The sequence below is a fragment of the Parerythrobacter jejuensis genome, from assembly GCF_039536765.1.
GTDB lineage: Bacteria > Pseudomonadota > Alphaproteobacteria > Sphingomonadales > Sphingomonadaceae > Parerythrobacter > Parerythrobacter jejuensis.
In genome coordinates, this window is sequence record NZ_BAAAZF010000001.1 from 2,637,973 (window position 1) to 2,655,443 (window position 17,471).

At 60.1% G+C, this 17,471-nt stretch carries 17 protein-coding genes; 8 read left to right on the top strand and 9 right to left on the bottom strand.

The genetic code is table 11. From position 1 onward, the window contains the following. Positions 1-37 precede the first annotated feature (37 nt). The 4 genes from ABD653_RS12840 to ABD653_RS12855 all read left to right on the top strand — a co-directional run bounded on the left by ABD653_RS12840 (position 38) and on the right by ABD653_RS12855 (position 7,240). Positions 38-2,122 carry an autotransporter assembly complex protein TamA gene (locus ABD653_RS12840; protein WP_234032157.1) on the top strand — a complete coding sequence of 695 codons (2,085 nt, stop codon included), beginning with the start codon at positions 38-40 and terminating at the stop codon, positions 2,120-2,122. Continuing rightward, a complete protein-coding gene (locus tag ABD653_RS12845) occupies positions 2,122-6,291 on the top strand; it encodes a translocation/assembly module TamB domain-containing protein (protein ID WP_160779039.1) in 4,170 nt (1,389 codons plus the stop codon). The genes ABD653_RS12840 and ABD653_RS12845 overlap by 1 nt, the downstream gene beginning before the upstream one ends. 87 nt (positions 6,292-6,378) lie before the next feature. Then, on the top strand, positions 6,379-6,591 hold the full coding sequence (locus ABD653_RS12850; protein ID WP_160779040.1) for a helix-turn-helix transcriptional regulator: 213 nt from the start codon (positions 6,379-6,381) through the stop codon (positions 6,589-6,591). A gap of 1 nt (position 6,592) precedes the next feature. Next, positions 6,593-7,240, top strand: a complete 648-nt coding sequence (locus ABD653_RS12855; protein WP_160779041.1) for a hypothetical protein — start codon at positions 6,593-6,595, stop codon at positions 7,238-7,240. A gap of 15 nt (positions 7,241-7,255) precedes the next feature. On the opposite strand, the gene ABD653_RS12860 is transcribed toward ABD653_RS12855, so the two are convergent. After that, positions 7,256-7,819: a TetR/AcrR family transcriptional regulator gene (locus ABD653_RS12860; RefSeq protein WP_160779042.1), complete on the bottom strand. Its 564-nt coding sequence runs from the start codon at positions 7,817-7,819 to the stop codon at positions 7,256-7,258. Positions 7,820-7,976: 157 nt separating this feature from the next. On the opposite strand from ABD653_RS12860, the gene ABD653_RS12865 reads away from it, so the two are divergent. Further along, entirely contained in the window at positions 7,977-8,456 is a 480-nt protein-coding gene (locus tag ABD653_RS12865; RefSeq protein WP_160779043.1) for a DUF417 family protein, read from the top strand. A gap of 86 nt (positions 8,457-8,542) precedes the next feature. Here ABD653_RS12865 and glnA read toward each other — a convergent pair whose 3' ends face one another. The 5 genes from glnA to ABD653_RS12890 form a co-directional block, all read right to left on the bottom strand. Beyond that, the gene (glnA, locus tag ABD653_RS12870; protein ID WP_160779044.1) at positions 8,543-9,952 is read right to left on the bottom strand and encodes a type I glutamate--ammonia ligase; all 1,410 of its coding nucleotides are present in this window, start codon (positions 9,950-9,952) and stop codon (positions 8,543-8,545) included. A gap of 37 nt (positions 9,953-9,989) precedes the next feature. Further along, complete coding sequence (locus ABD653_RS12875) at positions 9,990-10,328, bottom strand: P-II family nitrogen regulator (RefSeq protein ID WP_160779045.1); 339 nt, start codon at positions 10,326-10,328, stop codon at positions 9,990-9,992. 223 nt (positions 10,329-10,551) lie between these two features. After that, complete coding sequence (gene argC / locus ABD653_RS12880) at positions 10,552-11,490, bottom strand: N-acetyl-gamma-glutamyl-phosphate reductase (RefSeq protein WP_160779046.1); 939 nt, start codon at positions 11,488-11,490, stop codon at positions 10,552-10,554. After that, positions 11,490-11,831, bottom strand: a complete 342-nt coding sequence (locus tag ABD653_RS12885; protein ID WP_160779047.1) for a hypothetical protein — start codon at positions 11,829-11,831, stop codon at positions 11,490-11,492. The genes argC and ABD653_RS12885 overlap by 1 nt, the downstream gene beginning before the upstream one ends. A gap of 81 nt (positions 11,832-11,912) precedes the next feature. After that, positions 11,913-13,298 carry a leucyl aminopeptidase family protein gene (locus tag ABD653_RS12890; protein ID WP_160779048.1) on the bottom strand — a complete coding sequence of 462 codons (1,386 nt, stop codon included), beginning with the start codon at positions 13,296-13,298 and terminating at the stop codon, positions 11,913-11,915. 66 nt (positions 13,299-13,364) lie between these two features. Between ABD653_RS12890 and ABD653_RS12895 the strand changes: the two genes are divergently transcribed. Both ABD653_RS12895 and map read left to right on the top strand, forming a co-directional pair. Then, positions 13,365-14,174 (top strand): DUF4163 domain-containing protein, encoded by an 810-nt coding sequence (locus ABD653_RS12895; RefSeq protein WP_160779049.1) that lies wholly within the window; start codon positions 13,365-13,367, stop codon positions 14,172-14,174. 44 nt (positions 14,175-14,218) lie between these two features. Next, positions 14,219-15,049 carry a type I methionyl aminopeptidase gene (gene map / locus ABD653_RS12900; protein ID WP_160779050.1) on the top strand — a complete coding sequence of 277 codons (831 nt, stop codon included), beginning with the start codon at positions 14,219-14,221 and terminating at the stop codon, positions 15,047-15,049. Here the strand turns inward: map and ABD653_RS12905 are convergent. Next, positions 15,046-15,705, bottom strand: a complete 660-nt coding sequence (locus ABD653_RS12905) for a heme exporter protein CcmB (protein ID WP_160779051.1) — start codon at positions 15,703-15,705, stop codon at positions 15,046-15,048. The genes map and ABD653_RS12905 overlap by 4 nt on opposite strands. Next, positions 15,702-16,280 carry a heme ABC exporter ATP-binding protein CcmA gene (ccmA, locus tag ABD653_RS12910; RefSeq protein WP_160779052.1) on the bottom strand — a complete coding sequence of 193 codons (579 nt, stop codon included), beginning with the start codon at positions 16,278-16,280 and terminating at the stop codon, positions 15,702-15,704. The genes ABD653_RS12905 and ccmA overlap by 4 nt, the downstream gene beginning before the upstream one ends. A 65-nt stretch (positions 16,281-16,345) precedes the next feature. On the opposite strand from ccmA, the gene ABD653_RS12915 reads away from it, so the two are divergent. Next, complete coding sequence (locus tag ABD653_RS12915; RefSeq protein WP_160779053.1) at positions 16,346-16,633, top strand: 4a-hydroxytetrahydrobiopterin dehydratase; 288 nt, start codon at positions 16,346-16,348, stop codon at positions 16,631-16,633. Positions 16,634-16,636: 3 nt separating this feature from the next. On the opposite strand, the gene ABD653_RS12920 is transcribed toward ABD653_RS12915, so the two are convergent. After that, positions 16,637-17,449 carry an SDR family oxidoreductase gene (locus ABD653_RS12920; protein WP_160779054.1) on the bottom strand — a complete coding sequence of 271 codons (813 nt, stop codon included), beginning with the start codon at positions 17,447-17,449 and terminating at the stop codon, positions 16,637-16,639. Positions 17,450-17,471 lie beyond the last annotated feature (22 nt).

Here is a 17,471-nt window from a genome sequence, read left to right on the forward strand (position 1 = left end):
CGCTGCCGCTCTTTTTGCAACACTCCCGACGACAGCCTTGGCCCAGGACCCGGCCGATACGGCCCGTCTTGATGATTTGATTCCGGACGAGGCGGTTGCCGACAGCGAAGCGTGGGCGGCAGATGGCGTGCCACCCGAAGAGCCGACACCGATCGATACAACTGGCGCACCCGTGCCACCGGTAGATCTGCGACCGGATAGCCCGCTGGCCGAGATGCCAGAGCTTTCGATCGAATGGCCCGAACGGCTGGAGTTGCCCTCAATCGAGCCGCTAGAGGCCGATGATGATGTCCGTTTTGCAGGTATTGATCAGGAATTGGGGCCGTTGCTGCCCGATGCGCGTACCGTCGCGCTGACAGACCAGTTGGTTCTGGCATTCCCCAACGGGGACAACGTCTTTCCGCTGCAGGATGTGTTTGTCGAGCGGTTCAATGCGCTCTCGACAATCGAAGCCTATGAAGATGGCGACAGCAACGTTGCGCAACTGGCGGCGCGTGCCCGTGCGGACGAGGAACTGCTGGCCAATCTGCTCCGGGTCTATGGCTATTATGACGGGCAGGTGATCCGGACAGTCGGACCGGCGTCGGCTGAATCTGCGGACGAACGGCCGCAGGTGCGTTTCGATATTGTCCCGGGGCCGCGCTACAACTTCGGGGCGATTGATCTCGGCCAGCTTGATCAGGCACCGGATTTCGCAAGCCTGCGCAATGCGTTTGAAATCCGGTCCGGCGATCCGATGTCGAGTGACCAGATCGTTGAGGAGCAGATTGATCTAGATGTTGCTCTCGGGGAAACGGGATATCCGTTCGCGAAAATCGATGCGCCCGAGCTCTTGATCGATCATGATCGAGGGGAAGGCGATCTGACCCTGAAGGTCACGCCCGGCGGCAAATATGTCCTGGGCCAGGTCAATTCCAATCTTCCTCGGTTCCTGTCCGACAAGCATTTGCTGAACATTTCCAGATTTGATCCGGGATACACTTTTAAGCGGAGCATAGTTTCCGATTTGCGCCGGGCGGTTACCGCCACCGGGCTCGTCTCCAGCGTCACAGTGACCCCGCGCGAGGTGCAGGCGCCCATCGCGGGCGAGCCGGGAATTGTCGACCTCGACGTTGAAATGGCGAAGGCGCCATTGCGGACGATAGCGGGCGCTGTTGGCTACGGTTCCGAAGAGGGTTTCCGAATTCAGGGAAGCTGGGAACACCGGAACCTGTTCCCGCCCGAAGGCTCGCTGCGGATACGCGGCATTATTGGCACTCAGGAACAGCTTGCCGGGATCACGTTCCGCAAGAACAACTTTGGCGGACGGGATAAGATCCTGACAGTTGACGCCTATGCCTCTGATGTCGAAACAGACGCCTTCGACGCCAAGACGGTCGCCTTGCGCGGTGCCTATGAACGGGTTTCCAACCTGTTGTTCCAAAAACCCTTTAGTTGGCAGATTGGTGCTGAAGTCCTCGCCACCGATGAACGGAACAGGGTGATCGGCGGAATTGAGAGACCTCGCCAGACGTACTTCATCGGTTCAGCATTCGGACGCGCAGCGATCGATTCAACCGATTCCCTGCTGGACCCGACCGAAGGCTTCCGGGTGGCTGGCTTCGTTGCGCCGGAAATCTCGCAAACGTCGGGCGAGCGGTTCTTCTATGTGCGCAGCCAGGCCGATGCGAGCATTTACAAATCGGTGGGCGAGCGCGTTGTCCTGGCCGGGCGACTGCGCGGTGCGACTGTGGCGGGCGCTCCTACCTTTGCGATTGCCCCTTCGCGCAGGCTTTATGCTGGCGGCGGCGGGTCGGTGCGCGGTTACGGATTCCAGACCATCGGACCCAAGAATGATCTTGGGGAGCCGACCGGCGGACGCTCGCTGGTCGAAGCATCCGTCGAAGCTCGCATCCAGACCGGATTTCTTGATGGCGCGGTTTCGGTCGTGCCGTTCTTCGATGCAGCGTCTGTGTCCATCGAATCCACCCCCGACTTCCGCTTTATCAAATACGCGGCAGGGGTCGGTGTGCGCTACAAAACCGGGTTCGGACCGATCCGTGTTGATGTGGGCGTGCCGCTCAATCCCGATCCCGATGATAGCCCGGTCGCAGTTTACGTGTCGTTGGGGCAGGCTTTCTGATGGCAGAGGAAGCGGCAAGCGAACGGAATGGGCGCAAACGCAAATGGGGCAAGCGGATAGGCATCGTGCTGGGTGCCTTGCTCCTGGTCATTGTCGGTACTGTAGCGCTGCTTAATTCGCCGATTGGCAAACGGTTCATTGCGGACCAGATCGCCAGTGTCGCGCCGGCATCCGGCCTCCGGATCGAGGTAGGCCGCATTGAAGGCGACATTTTTCGCGACGCAATCCTGCGCGACGTTATTCTCTCCGATCCCGAGGGGCGTTTCCTGACGATCCCGGAGGCCGAGGTGGATTGGCAGCCGCTGTCATGGCTGACGAGCGGTCTGGATGTCCGCAAGCTGATTGCGCGGCGGGGCACGTTGTTACGGCTGCCCGAACTTTTGCCGGGCGATCCGGATGCGCCGATACTGCCGAGTTTCGATATCAGGATCGATCAATTGGCGATCGAGGATTTCACCATCGCCGCAGGTGTTATCGATGATACAGCGCATACCGCGAACCTGACCGCAAAAGCGGATGTCACTGACGGGCGGGCGATCGTGCATACCGAGGGGCAGTTGGGTACCGTCGACCGCTTTCTGGTCGAATTGGAGGCAGAGCCGGATGGCGACCGGTTTGATCTGGATCTCGACTATGTCGCCAATCAGGGCGGAGTGATCGCCGGACTGCTGGGCGCGAAGGCCGGATATGAGGCAAAGATTCGCGGTGGCGGCACATGGCAGGATTGGCGCGGCTATCTGGTCATTGACCGTAACGAGCGGATGGTCGGTGGCTTCCGCCTGACCAACAAAGCGGGTCTCTACGGCATTGTCGGACGGGCCGATCCATCCGCGATCCTGCAGGGCCTGCCTGCTGATGTCTTGGGCTCTCAAGTCGATTTCGCGGCTTTCTCTACTCTGGAGGAAAGCGTGCTGGACGGTGCGGTTCGGCTTCGCGGGGCGAGCCTGAGGGTGCGCGCAGACGGGGCCGTCGACCTCGAGGCGAACGATCTCGATGCGGTCGACTTTGCGCTTCAATTGACCAATCCCGACCTGTTCGGGGAGAGCTTGCTACTGGAAGGGACCCAGCTTGCCGGGACTGCCGATGGAGATTTTCGTGATCTGGCCGTCGATCACCGTCTGACGATTTCGAGGTTGGTTTCAGGCGAAACCACGGTTTCCGGCATCGCGGAGGAAGGAACCGCGCGCTACGATGGTACGCGCTGGGCGCTTCCCTTCGTGGCCGATATCGGGCGGGTCGAGACAGGGACAGCCCTGATTGATCCACGCTTGGTGGATGGACGACTCGGCGGCAGTATCATCCTGTCGGGCGATACTGTGCGGGCAGAAAGCCTGCGGATCGCTTTTCCTGATGCCAATGCGCAACTCGCTTTCGACGGTAATCTGGCCAGTGGTCGCTACCAGCTTCAGGGCCCCGTTGCGATTAACGGTCTGACTTTCGAGAATGTAGGCCGCGTAAATGCGGGTGGCGACATTGATTTCGTCCTCGCGGGCGACAATCCCTGGACCCTCTCCGCCGATGTGCGCGGGACGGTTTTCGACGTCACCAACGCGACGATCGCCAATCTGGCGGGTCCACGCATCACTTTTGGTGGCGGTGTTTCACTGGGCGGAGCCGGTCCGATCGATTTTCGCGATGTTAGCCTCGATTCGGACAAGCTCAAATTGCAGCTCGATGGTGCCATCGCCGATGGGCGGACAACGCTGGCGGGGAATGGCAGCCATACCGATTACGGCACTTTTACAATCGAAGGCGCTTTGAACGAGAGCGGCCCAGAGGCGGTCCTGGTGTTTGCCAATCCGCTGCCAGCCGCCGGATTGGCCGATGTACGCGTGGCCCTCAGCCCGACCGAAAACGGGTTTGCCATCGCCACCGAGGGGGATTCACTGCTCGGCCGGTTTGATGGCGATCTTGGCCTTGTTTCTCCAGCCGACGGCCCAACCCGGATTGCGGTCGAACGGTTCAATCTCTGGAAGACTGGCATTACCGGTGCGATCACTTTGGGCGATACGGGTGTGAGCGGCACGCTGGATCTCTCCGGTGGCGGCTTGAATGGCACCATCGGTATCAGTCCACGCAGGGGCGGCCAGTATTTCAATGTCGAGCTCACCGCGCGCAATGCGAGTTTTGGCGGCGATACGCCGATTTCGCTGGCCCGCGCCAATATCGATGGTTCGGGCCTGCTGGTGGACGGCAACAGCACCCTTGAGGCGAGCGTCTTCGCGCAAGGGGTGCGCTATGGCACAGTCTTTATCGGGCGGATGGCGGCCAATGCAGAGCTGGAAAATGGTGCAGGCACGGTAACAGCCTCTCTTGCGGGCAGGCGCGGGAGCCGGTTTGCGCTGCAAGTGAATGCGGATGTGGCGCCAGAGCGCCTAGCACTTGCAGCGCGCGGAAACTTCGCCGGAAAAGCCATTCGCATGCCCCGTAGGGCGGTGCTGACCAAGACAGCGTCTGGCGCGTGGAATCTTGCAGAAACGCAATTCTCTTACGGTTCCGGCAGTGCGCTGGCACAGGGGCAGTTTGGCGGCGGAGATGCGCGCATTCGCCTCGCGCTGGACGACATGCCGCTGTCCTTGGTCGACATTGCCGTGGCCGATCTTGGATTGGGCGGAGACATTTCAGGAATCGTGGACTTCAGCGCTCCACGAGGGGGATTGCCAACCGGGGAGGCGCGGGTCCAAGTCGACAATCTAACCCGTTCCGGCGTTGTGCTGGCATCCCGTCCTGTCGATCTTGCCCTCGTCACCAAGCTTACGCCGTCCCGGCTGGAGGCACGCGCCGTCATCGATGATGCCGACAACCAGCGGGGGCGTTTGCAGGGGCGGATTACGAACTTGCGGCAATCAGGTGACCTGTTTACCCGATTGAATGCGGGCGACCTCTTTGCGCAATTGCGCTATTCCGGCCCAGCACAGGCGCTGTGGCGCTTGGCAGCCATCGATGCGTTCGACTTTACTGGCCCGGTCAGCCTTGCGGCAGACGTAACCGGAACGCTCGCCAATCCCCGCGTTCTCGGTTCCGTCGGGAGCGATGATTTGCGAGTCCAGAGCGTCCTTTCCGGAACCGATATCCGCGATGTCTCGGCCCGTGGCACGTTTGCCGGATCGCGCTTGCGCCTCACCCGCTTTGCCGGGACGGCGTCGAATGGCGGTTCGGTCAGCGGCAGTGGCGTGGTCGACCTCGCCAATCTCAGCGCGACACGCGGGCCGGAATTGGACCTGCGGATTGCAGCCAAGAATGCGCAATTGCTGGATGCATTGGGCATTGATGCGACGGTGACTGGTCCGTTGCGGATTGTGTCCAACGGTATTGGCGGCACGATCGCCGGTAAGCTGCAAATTGACCGCGCCAGTTGGAAGCTGGGCATCGCAGCGGACGATGTCAGCTTGCCCACGATTGCCACCCGCGAGATCAACGCACCCGCTGATGTCGCCCCTGCGCGCATTCGAGGAGCGCCGTGGCGCTATCTAATCAACGCAACGGCCGATAGCCGTGTGGATGTCGACGGGCTCGGCCTCGACAGCGAATGGGAGGCAAACATCCGATTGCGCGGTACCACCGACGATCCACGTATCGGCGGTGCCGCGAGGGTAGTGCGAGGGTTCTATAGCTTTGCCGGCACACGTTTCGAGTTGGTAAGGGGGCGAATTGCCTTCGACGAACGCGTTCCGATTGATCCGCAGATCGATATCATCGCGGAAAGCCAGCAGAATGGCGTCGATGTGAATGTCTCTGTGCAGGGCAGCGCGACCCAGCCGGAAATTGCCTTCAGTTCCACTCCGGCTTTGCCGGAAGAGGAAATCCTGGCGCGTCTGTTGTTTGGCGGATCGATCACGGATCTGTCGGCGACTGACGCCGTCCAACTGGGTGCGGCACTGGCTTCCCTGCGCGGTGGAGGCGGGCTTGATCCGATCAATCAGTTGCGCAGCGCCATTGGGCTGGATCGACTGCGCATCGTGGGTGCCGACCCGGCGCTGGGCCGAAGTGCGGGCGTGGCCCTGGGCAAGAATATTGGCCGCAGTTTCTATGTTGAACTGATTACCGATGGACGTGGATATAGCGCGACAGAGGTGGAATTCCGAGTGACCAGTTGGCTCTCGCTTCTGGCAGCCGTTTCAACGGCGGGGCGCGAAAGCGCGGTCGTCGAGATAAGCCGCGATTACTGACGGTTCTTGACGTACGCATGTAAAGAGCTCTTGACTGACAAGAACTCTTTACAGTAAAGACCTCTTTACAGGCAAGGGAGCGATTCTGTGCTCAACCGGGTGAAGGATTATCGTGAAGGTCGCGGCTGGAGCCAGGGTGAGCTGGCCAAGCGCCTCGGCGTTTCTCGGCAGACCATCAATGCGGTCGAGACCGACAAGTATGACCCCTCTTTGCCGCTGGCTCTGCGCATGGCGAAACTGTTCGCCGTGAGCGTGCCAGACCTGTTCATCGACGATTGGCAACCCGACGGAGACGTTTGAGATGACAAGCACCAGTGAAGCCAAACCCAAATGGCGCAAATTTTTGTTCTCGATGGTAATCGGGGGTGTGGCCGGTTTTGCCGGCGCGTTTTCGGTCCTGCAGATGGATGATGCAGGTCTGTTCGGGGCCATCAGCACGTCCAGCTCAATCGCGTTGCTGGTCGCAGTGATCTATCTGATCATGGGTCTCTCGGTCGGTTTTGGCGTGATCAGCCCCACCTATGGCGCCAAGTTTCTCAATGTCGAAGACCCCGAGGAACTGGAGGAGATGCAACAAACGCTCAAAGGAAGCGCCATCGGGACATTGGCGCTGGGGGTATTGCTGATTGTGATCGTTATGGGAGGGCCCGGCGGCCTCCTGAGCAGCACAACGACGATCACAGCTTCGATCGTCCTGTTTGCAATCGCCGCCTGGGGCACTCGCATCTCGATGCAGCATGCCGACGAGTTGATGCGGGCCGTAAGCTCTGAAACGGCCAGCATGGCCTATTATCTTACCTTTGCCATTCTCGGGGGCTGGGCGCTGTTGGCCCATATCGGAAATTTGCGCGCGCCCACTATGATCGAGATTCTCACGCTGTTCTGGGTGCTGGTCCTGTTCGCGACGTTCTGGGTGTGCGGGCGACGCGGGATGCTCATGCCACGGTGACTGTGCCGGACGGGGTTAGTCCTCGTCAGGAAGCAGCGACAGCAGCCCTGACACCGCATGTTGCAATTGGGCAACCCGAGCGCCTGCCCGTGACAGGATCCGCAAGCCGATATAGCCGGCAAGCATCGGATCGGTCAGTTGGGTATCCAGACCGCTCTTCTCCAGTGTGTCAGACAAGACTGTGCGCCACCTTTCGAGGGCATCCTCCACAGCGCCAGAGATCGTATGATTGATCGAGGTCCGATCGGCGCTCGCATTGCACAGGAAGCAGCCGTGTCGATCCTCGCATTGCATGGCATCCGCCAGGATCATGTCGAACAGGGCCGCAAACGCTGCTCTTGCATCGGCAGCGCTCCGCATCACTTCCGCTGCAGAGCGAATCTCGCTGCGCTCGTAGTCAGCTAGGGCGGCGAGATACATCTGCCGTTTGTCTCCAAATTCGCGGTACAGGGTTTGCTTCGGCAGGCCTGTGGCGGTCTCCAGCATTTGTAGTGATGTGCCCTCGAAGCCGTTGGCCCAGAAAGAAGCCTTGATCGCCTCGATAGCGTGTTGGGGATCATAGAGTTTCGCGCGTCCCATCGGCTTTCCAATCTTTTGTGACCGTTCTGTAACTTAATTCGTTTTGCTGTCGAACTGCCATTCGATCGCAACGCGTTATACGTCGTTCGTGACCAAAAGGTAACAAATAAGGGCTGCTGCGTTTCATATGACGCGGAGCCGGTTCAGGAGACACACAATGACTGATACAATCGAAGCCAAATTCACGCCGAACAAAGACCAGAACATTGCAGGCATCGTCGCGACCGTCGCGCTGCCTGTCATCTTCTTCTGGTTTGGCGGGATGAAGTTCACGTCTTACGAGGCAGAAGCCATCAACGGCCTGATTGCGAACAGCCCGTTTATCGCCTTCACGCTCAACATTTTCTCGGCCCAGGGCATTTCGAACATCATCGGTTCGGTCGAAATCCTGATTGGCCTCCTGATCGCTTCGCGCTTCTTCGCGCCGCGTCTGGCCCAGTTGGGCGGCTATCTCGCCGCAGCTACCTTCGCCCTGACGGCATCTTTCTTCCTGACCACGCCCGGCGTTTTTGAACCGAGCGTCGGTGGGTTGGGCATCTCGGTGCTCCCGGGCCAGTTCCTACTCAAGGACATCGGCTTGTTCGCCCTCTCGCTGTTCGTCGCTGCTGATGCAGCCAAGGCTGTGAAAGCAGACTGACCCACTGCAAGACTACGACAGACAAGAAGAAGGGCGGCACCCGGCTTTCCGGTTGCCGCCCTTCTGATGTAGGTTCGTGGCCCCGATCAGGAGCTGTAATACATGTCGAACTCGACCGGGCTCGGCGTGGTTTCCAAGCGGCTGACTTCTTCCCATTTCAGCTCGGCATAGGCATCGATCTGGTCTTTCGAGAAAACATCGCCCTTGAGCAAGAATTCGTGATCCGCCTCAAGCGCTTCGAGCGCTTCGCGCAAGCTGCCGCACACGGTCGGAACGTCGGCGAGCTCTGCCGGGGGCAGGTCGTAGAGGTTCTTATCCATGGCATCGCCGGGGTGGATCTTATTCTCGATCCCGTCGAGGCCCGCCATCAGAAGCGCTGAAAATGCCAGGTACGGATTGGCCAACGCATCGGGGAAACGGAATTCCACGCGCTTCGCCTTGTCACCGGCACCATAGGGGATACGGCACGAGGCGGAACGGTTGCGGGCCGAATAGGCCAGCAAAACCGGTGCTTCGAAACCTGGAACCAGGCGCTTGTAGCTGTTGGTTGTGGCGTTGGTGAAAGCGTTGCAGGCCTTCGCGTGCTTGATCACACCGCCGATGAAATAGAGGCAGGTTTCCGACAGGCCGGCATATTCATTGCCTGCGAAAGTCGGCTTGCCATCTTTCCAGATCGACATGTGCGTGTGCATGCCCGAACCGTTATCATCCTTGATCGGCTTGGGCATGAAAGTGGCCGTCTTGCCGTAGGCGTGCGCAACCTGCTGGACGACATATTTGTAAACCTGCACGCGGTCGGCGGTCTGGACCAGATCGCCAAAAGTAATGCCCAACTCGTGCTGTGCCGCGGCGACTTCGTGGTGATGCTTGTCCATCGGCAGGCCCATTTCCAGCATGGTGGAGACCATTTCCGCACGGATATCCATCGCGCTGTCGACCGGTGCAACGGGGAAATACCCACCCTTGGCACGCGGCCGATGGCCCATATTACCGCCTTCATATTCCTTGCCGGTGTTGGTCGGCAGCTCGACATCGTCGATGGCATAGCCGGAACCGGCATAGCCGTCTTCAAAACGGACATCGTCGAACATGAAGAATTCAGGTTCAGGGCCGACATAAACCGTGTCACCGATCCCGGTGCTCTTCAGATAGGCTTCGGCGCGTTTCGCGGTCGAACGCGGATCACGCGAGTAAAGCTGGCCGTCCGAAGGTTCTACGATGTCGCAGAACAGGACCATCATCGGCGTTGCGGAAAACGGATCGAGATAGGTCGACCCCAGATCCGGCTTCAGGATCATGTCGGATTCGTTGATCGCCTTCCAACCTTCGATGGAAGACCCGTCAAACATCAGACCGTCTTCGAGCGCGTCCTCGTCCATCACGCCCGCATACATCTGCAGGTGCTGCCACTTGCCCTTCGGGTCAGTGAAACGAAGGTCGACCCATTCAACCTCGTTTTCCTTGATTACTTTGAGGACGTCTTTCGCGCTCGACATGGTCAGTTTCCTTGTTGGAGTAGATATTGATTGAGAATCAGATTGCGTCGTCGTCTTTTTCGCCGGTGCGAATGCGCAACGCGCTTTCGATCGGGGAGACGAAGATCTTGCCATCGCCGATCCGGCCGGTCTGGGCAGCACCGGCAATCGCTTCCACGACCCTCTCTGCAACCGCATCGGATACGACCACTTCCAGCTTAACCTTGGGCAGGAAGTCGACGACATACTCGGCGCCACGATACAGCTCGGTGTGGCCCTTCTGCCGGCCAAACCCCTTGGCTTCGGTGACAGTGATGCCGGAAACGCCAACTTCGTGCAGCGCCTCCTTAACTTCGTCGAGCTTGAACGGTTTGATGATCGCTTCGATCTTTTTCACCGCGATGTGTCCCCCTGCACTTCATGCCGGCACATCGCAGACGGGAACAATCCCGTGCGGGCCGGCGGACTGACAAAACTATCTGCTACGCGTGCGATCCAAGAATCATGCCAGAATCACTTGCGTGCAGATGCGAGACGCTTTGCCTAGGACAATCGCTGCAAGCGGGGAAGTGCGACGGTGAAATCGAGGGTGCGTGTGCCCAAGAGCTGGGCTGACCTGCCTATTTTTTAGGCAGGCGAAGGCCGGTCGTCTCGTCCAGTCCCGCCATCAGGTTCAGCGACTGCACGGCGGCCCCACTGGCCCCTTTACCAAGATTGTCGAGCCGTGCGACGAGGCGGGCATTCCCGCTGTCTGCGTTGGCGAATACGAACAATTCGACTCCGTCCCACGGATCTGGATCGCTGTTGAGGGTCAGTTCGGCTTGGGCTGCGCCCTCATTTACGGTGACGACGGGCGAGCTTGCATAGTGGAGGCGCAGAGCATCGCGGAGGCTGTCGGCGTGCGGATTGGTTGACATTGCGCCCAGGTGCAGCGGAACTTCGACCAGCATTCCGCGAAAGGCAGGGACCACAGAGGGCGCAAATAGCACCTCATGCTTCAATCCCGCGTATTTCTGCATTTCCGGGCGGTGTTTATGGTCGAGAGCAAGGCCATACGTCCGATAAGCGAGGTCGAGCTCTTCGTTGAATCGTTCGATCAACGGTTTCCCACCGCCGGAAAATCCACTCACAGCATTGCAGGTGAACGGCCAATCTGCAGGCAGGAGCCCGTTGCGCACCAACGGGGAAATGAGTGCCAGAAAACCTGTCGGATAGCATCCGGGATTGCTTATCCGCTTGGCGTTGGCAACTTGGTCGCGCCCTACCAGCTCGGGAAACCCGTAGGTCCAGCCATCGGCAACGCGGTGGGCGCTGGACGCATCGATAACCCGCGTGTGCGATGCCGGATCAATCAAAGACACTGCGTCTATCGCAGCTTCATCAGGCAGGCACAAAATGGCAAAATCGCTGCTGTTCAGCGCATCCCGCCGCGCGTCTGGATCCTTGCGCTGCGCATCATCGAGGACAACCAGATGGAATTCGCTCCGGCCTTGCAAGCGGTCGCGAATTTCCAGGCCGGTTGTACCGGCCGCCCCATCGATGAAGACCGAATACCCCATTAGCCAGCGAAGGCGTCACGTGCGACGTAGCCGCTGGGGCCTTCCGGGCCACAGCAACCCCAGACCCAGTTGCTGGTCACGTCGAGAGCTTCGAATGTCGCGCCGGGTTCGAGGGTGAGGATGACGTCAGATTCCCTATCCATCGCCAGATACACAGGGGCAGCTGAGGCAGCCACTTCCATGATGGTGGGCACCACATAATGGGGCACGAGGAACCGGTCCGACAAGGCGATATGGGCCACATCGCCACGGATTGGCAATGTGCCTGGCTCCGGCCGTGCGATTGGGCCGGACAAGCTCAGCTGGCCGGTTGGAATTGGATAGTGCGGGCTCGCGCTCACGATTGGTCTAGTGCCCCATAGTCTGGTCTTGTCCTGCGCTTACCGTGCAGGTCGATTATCCGCAACCATGGCCAGATTGCATTATCCGGCGCTGAAGCGTTCCCGCAACATGTGCCAGGCGGCACGCAGGCCATAGGCTTCACCGCCTTTGGGCCGGCCAGGCTTGGCGAACGGGCGCCAGGCGAAGGTGTCGAAATGGGCCCAATCGAGCTCTTCGCCGACAAATCTGTCGAGGAACAATCCCGCTACGCTGGCACCGGCATAGGCATTGCCGTGGGCATTGTTCAGATCCGCTATGTCGGATTTGAGCCATTCGGCATAGGCCGACGGGAGCGGCAAGCGCCACGGTTCGTCATCACAGGTCTTGCCCGCGGCAATCAAGGCTTCTGCCGTCTCGTCCCGGCGCGCCATCAGGGCCGGATAGTCTGGACCCAAGGCCACGCGTGCTGCCCCGGTGAGGGTCGCAAAATCGATAATCAAATCCGGGTCTTCCTCGCTCGCGCGGGTCAAGGCATCCCCCAGGATCAGGCGCCCCTCGGCATCGGTATTGCCGATCTCCACTGTCAGGCCCTTGCGGGTTTTGAGGACATCGCCCGGCCGGAAGGCGTTGCCCGAAATCGCATTCTCGACTGCAGGCACGAGCAGGTGCAGGCGCACGGGCAGATCGCCGCCCATAATCAGCCCGGCCAGCGCAATCGCATGGGCTGCGCCGCCCATGTCTTTTTTCATCAGCTTCATACCGACAGCTGATTTCACATCGAGTCCGCCGGAATCGAAGGCGACGCCTTTGCCCACGATGGCCAGCACGGGGTCGCTTTCCTTGCCCCAGGTCAGGTGCATGATGCGCGGCGCATGATGGCGCGCCGCGGCCCTGCCAACAGCGTGCACCATGGGATAGCGTTGCTCGAGCGTATCGCCCTTGGTCACCTTCAACTTCGCGTCATACTTCTTGGCAAGCGCGTGGCATTCCGCCTCCATCGCAGCAGGCCCCATATCCTCCGCGGGCGTGTCCACCATTCTGCGCACCTGGCATACAGCCTGTGCCTCCGCGATGGCCGGATCGATGGCTTTGACATCCTTGGTTAGCAGGATGCGCGGACCGGTTGGCTTTTCGTCCTTTTTGTACAGGCCCAACGAGTATTGTGCCGTTTGCCATCCGTGCAGTGCGGGACCGGGTTCGCCATCGGCGCGCCTATAGGTACCGGCCGGGAGCGCTTCCGCCAGTTTCGCGAGGCACCAGCTGGACAGTTCTTCAGGATTAGCGACTCCACCGACAGCGAACCAATTATCCCCATCAGGCACGATGCCAACCTGATAGCCGCTGCCGTCAAATTTCTGGGCGGCGAGGGCAGAGCGTTGCCCTGCGGAGAGCGATTTGCTCCAGTCTTCAAAGCCGTCTTTGGCGACAAGATGGATCGAAATTGCGTCTTGCCCACGATCGGGCTGGATCAGTTCAGGTGAAGTCATGTATTGTCCATGCAATAAGCTGTGTCGCGATGCCATGGGGAATCGCACTTGTTGGAGAAAATCCGGATGCGCTCTGTAGTGTTCATTGCTTTGCCTGCCCTTGCACTTGTTGCCTGTTCCTCGCCTGAGGATGTGGCGGAAGCGACCGGGGTTGAGGACAAAGCTACGCTGGCCGCTGGAACTCCGCCGCAACCACCGGCTCCTGCTGGTGACACAGTCTCCGTGAAGGACGAGAACGATCTCTACAGTTTCGACTTTTCCTATCCGGGCGCTGTGGCGGAGATACCTGCGCTCAAGTCGCAGTTCGAGAAGAAGCGGGACGCATCCAAGGCGGCTCTGGTCAAGGAAGCCCGCGAGGCGCAGACTGACGCGAAGGAAATGGGCTTCCCCTACAATGCCTACGCCGAGGGCACGCAATGGAAAGTCGTGACGGATACGCCGCGTTTCCTGAGCCTGTCTGCCGATATCTACAGCTATACTGGCGGTGCGCATCCCAACAGCACTTCGGATTCGCTGGTTTGGGACAAGAATGCCGCCCGTAGCCTGAAGTCGATCGACCTCTTCACCTCCGGAGAAGCGCTCCGGAGGTCGCTTTCGGCTGATTATTGCGAGCAGCTGGACCAGCTTCGTGCAAAACGACGTGGCGCACCGGTGGACGGTGGCGACGGCTTGTTTAGTGAATGTCCCAATCTGGATGAGCTCGTTATCCTGCTGGGATCATCGACCGGAGAGCAGTTCAACCGTATCGGGCTGATTGCGCCGCCCTACGTGGCCGGATCCTACGCGGAAGGGGCCTATGAGGTCACTTTGCCCGTGACAGCTGCGGTACTGGAGACAGTGAAGCCAGCCTATCGCGATGCGTTTTCGGTGAAATAGCCCGCCCCTCGCAAAGTTACGCATCTCTCGCTACATAGGCGCACATGACCGAATACCAGACTATCACCAGCGAAGATGACGTTCAGCGTGACGGCACAATCAAACTCCACGGGCCCGACGGGTTCGAAGGGATGCGCAAGGCCGGGCGCCTTGCTGCCGAGATCCTTGATGCTACTGCCGAACTCGTCCAGCCGGGCCGGACTACGGCCAGCGTTGATGATGCCATCCGCGCGATGATGCTGGATGCCGGTGCGGTTCCGGCAACGCTGGGCTATCGCGGCTATACCCACAGCAGCTGCATCTCGATCAACCATGTGATCTGCCACGGCATCCCGAGCGACAAGACCTTCAAGGAAGGCGATATCGTCAATGTCGATGTCACCCCTTTGCTGGATGGTTGGCATGGTGACACCAGCCGGATGTTCTTTGCCGGAGAGCCATCGCTGAAGGCGAAAAAGCTGGTCGATGTGACCTATGATTGCCTGATGCTAGGGATTGAAGCTGCCGCGCAGCCCGGTGCCCGGTTGGGCGATATCGGCGCTGCGATCATGGCTTACGCCCATCAACACCGGTACAGTGTCGTGCGCGAATTTTGTGGCCATGGCCTGGGCCGCTTGTTCCATGACGCACCTGAAGTGGTGCATGCCGCCAAGGCTGGCACCGGGCCCGAACTGAAACCGGGCATGTTCTTCACCATCGAACCGATGATCAATCTGGGCAAACCTTGGGGCAAAGTGCTGAAAGATGGCTGGACTGCGGTGACGCGCGACAAGAGCCTGAGCGCGCAGTTCGAACATTCGATGGCAATCACCGAAGACGGGGTGGAAATCTTCACCACAAGCCCGACCGGCAAACATCAGCCGCCCTACGCCTAACTTTCGCGCGCCGCCCGGATTGCGGCGCCCGCGGCAAAGGGAGCAATCCCGCACAGAGTCAGGCTGATCGCTCCCGCGAGGGCGATGCCCGTATTGTCGCCTTGGGACAGGCTGCCCGCTCCGAAAATCAGGATCGGCACTGCGAGCGGCAACAGCATCAACCCTGCCAACGCGGCCCCGGCGCGCAGGCTGGCCATCAGGCTGGCAACCATCAGCCCGATAGCGGCAAGGCCAGGCGTTCCGGCCAGCAGCCCCAGAAGCAGAAGACGCACGGTCTCACCGCTCAGGCCCAATAGCGCAGCGGCGGGGAAACAGGCGACGAGCAATAGCGGGGCGAAGGCCAGCCAATGCGCCAGCAGGCGGCTGGCCATGATCGCTTCTTCGCTGATCCCGCGCAGTGCGAGCTGGTCAAAAATACCACTGCCGAGATCGGCAGCCACCAGCCTGTCGAGCGGCAAGATCGCTGCCAGCAAGGCTGCCACCCACAACACGCCGCCGCCGGTGCGGGCGAGCAAGGCTGCATCGGGGCCGACCGCGAAAGGGAACAACATTGCCACCGCAAGAAAGAAGATCAGCGGCAAGATTGCGCCACCGCGCGTTCCCCCGGGCAACAGCAGTGCGAGATCGCGCCGGAGCAAGGTGCCAAACCCCATCATGTGGCATAATCCTCAATTGCAAGGGTTGGAGCCTTGAATCCCAGATCCTGATGCGATGCGATCACGCAAATCCCACCGGCCTCGCAATGATGCCGGATGCGCGCGATCACCTTGTCCCGTGCGGCGGCGTCGAGGCCGTTGAACGGCTCGTCCAGCAGCCAGTTATCGGCTGAGCCGCTAAGCAACCGGGCGAACGCGGCCCGTTTGCGTTGACCGGTCGAGAGAAAGCGGACCGGCACGTCAAGCAGTGGTTCGATATCCATCATCGCCAACGCATCAGAGGGATCGGTGCAGCCATCGAGCGCGTGCCAGAAGGCAAGCGACCTGCCCAAAGGCCATTCCGGATCGAGGGCAAGCCGTTCGTCCATCAGGGCGAGTGATCCGGTAGAGTTCACGGTGCCCTCGAACGGGCGCAGGAGCCCAGCGAGGATGCGCATCAGGCTCGACTTGCCAATCCCGTTCGCGCCGGTGATGTGGAGCGTGTCACCAGCGTGGAGCGACAGATCAAACTTTCGGAACAACAGCCGGTCTCCGCGTCGACAGGCGAGATTGCGTGCGGCGAGACTGGCTTGCATGAGGCGGGGCACTAAGCGAAAGGTCGCGCGTTCACAAGCTGTCGCAATGTGTAAGGAGCCCGCCAATGTCCGTCGTCCAATTGACCGATGAAGAACGCAGCACCTGGCTGTCCACCCTCGAAGGCTGGGAAATGGCTGAAGGCAAGGATGCGATCCAGCGCACTTTTGAATTTGGCGATTTCATCGAGGCCTGGGGTTTCATGAGCCGGGTGGCGATCCTGGCGGAAAAGCAAGATCACCATCCCGAATGGTTCAATGTTTTCAACCGGGTCGAAATCACCCTGACGACCCATGACGCGGACGGATTGTCGCTCCGCGATGTGCATCTGGCCAAGGCGATCAACGCATTGTGACGTCTAGTCGCCAAGCAGTTGCAGGCTACCACCGTCGCGCATCTGCTTGCGCACACGGCCCGGCATCCAGCGCGCGGCAAAGGCGATCCGTTTGGCAGTCTTGCCGACAGTCCAGTGCAGCTTGTCTTCGTGGACCGCACGCCAGGCGGCTTCGGCCACTTCCTCGACCGGCGTAATCTCCAGCCCGGCGGTCTGCACGCGATTGCGGATATGTTCGTTGGTGCCGGCATTGGGCACCATGTCGAGCAGCGGTGTGTCGATAAAGCTTGGCATCAACGAGCGGACATTGATGCCATCACCGGCCCATTCCCCGTCGAGCGATTCCGTGATGCCACGCACCCCGAACTTGGTCGCGCAATAGACCGATCCGCCTGCACTGCCGTAAATCCCGGCGGCGCTAGCTGTGTTCAGCAGGCATGATCCCGGGCCAGCCTTCTTGAGATGGGGATGGGCTGCCTGGGCCCCGAACAAGACGCCTTTGAGATTGATGTCGAGGCAGCGGGTGATTTCGTCTTCGTTGTTCTCGATCAACGAGCCGCCAATCGGGATCCCAGCATTGTTGGCCAGCACATCCATCCGGCCGCCACTGGCCAGCACGAATGCATCCAGCGCTTCGTCCCATGCGGCGCGATCACGCACGTCGAAGACATGGCTGTAGGTGAAGCCATTGCCGATCAGATCGGTGGTCTCTCGCATACCACTCTCGCTGATATCGCCGAGACCGACAAACCAACCCTCGGCTGCGAATTTCAGCGCAATGGCCCGGCCAATGCCGGACCCTCCACCTGTGATGAATATGGCTTTGCGTTCGCTCATGCTGGGTCTCCCGAAAAAGTGG

What these genes read in the sequence shown, in the direction of transcription:
- ABD653_RS12855 (WP_160779041.1), top strand. Translation starts at nt 6,593, where the DNA reads ATGACAAGCACCAGTGAAGCCAAACCCAAATGGCGCAAATTTTTGTTC.
- ABD653_RS12860 (WP_160779042.1), bottom strand. Translation starts at nt 7,819, where the DNA reads ATGGGACGCGCGAAACTCTATGATCCCCAACACGCTATCGAGGCGATC.
- ABD653_RS12845 (WP_160779039.1), top strand. Translation starts at nt 2,122, where the DNA reads ATGGCAGAGGAAGCGGCAAGCGAACGGAATGGGCGCAAACGCAAATGG.
- ABD653_RS12920 (WP_160779054.1), bottom strand. Translation starts at nt 17,449, where the DNA reads ATGAGCGAACGCAAAGCCATATTCATCACAGGTGGAGGGTCCGGCATT.
- glnA (WP_160779044.1), bottom strand. Translation starts at nt 9,952, where the DNA reads ATGTCGAGCGCGAAAGACGTCCTCAAAGTAATCAAGGAAAACGAGGTT.
- argC (WP_160779046.1), bottom strand. Translation starts at nt 11,490, where the DNA reads ATGGGGTATTCGGTCTTCATCGATGGGGCGGCCGGTACAACCGGCCTG.
- map (WP_160779050.1), top strand. Translation starts at nt 14,219, where the DNA reads ATGACCGAATACCAGACTATCACCAGCGAAGATGACGTTCAGCGTGAC.
- ABD653_RS12895 (WP_160779049.1), top strand. Translation starts at nt 13,365, where the DNA reads ATGCGCTCTGTAGTGTTCATTGCTTTGCCTGCCCTTGCACTTGTTGCC.
- ABD653_RS12865 (WP_160779043.1), top strand. Translation starts at nt 7,977, where the DNA reads ATGACTGATACAATCGAAGCCAAATTCACGCCGAACAAAGACCAGAAC.
- ABD653_RS12915 (WP_160779053.1), top strand. Translation starts at nt 16,346, where the DNA reads ATGTCCGTCGTCCAATTGACCGATGAAGAACGCAGCACCTGGCTGTCC.
- ABD653_RS12905 (WP_160779051.1), bottom strand. Translation starts at nt 15,705, where the DNA reads ATGATGGGGTTTGGCACCTTGCTCCGGCGCGATCTCGCACTGCTGTTG.
- ABD653_RS12890 (WP_160779048.1), bottom strand. Translation starts at nt 13,298, where the DNA reads ATGACTTCACCTGAACTGATCCAGCCCGATCGTGGGCAAGACGCAATT.
- ccmA (WP_160779052.1), bottom strand. Translation starts at nt 16,280, where the DNA reads ATGCAAGCCAGTCTCGCCGCACGCAATCTCGCCTGTCGACGCGGAGAC.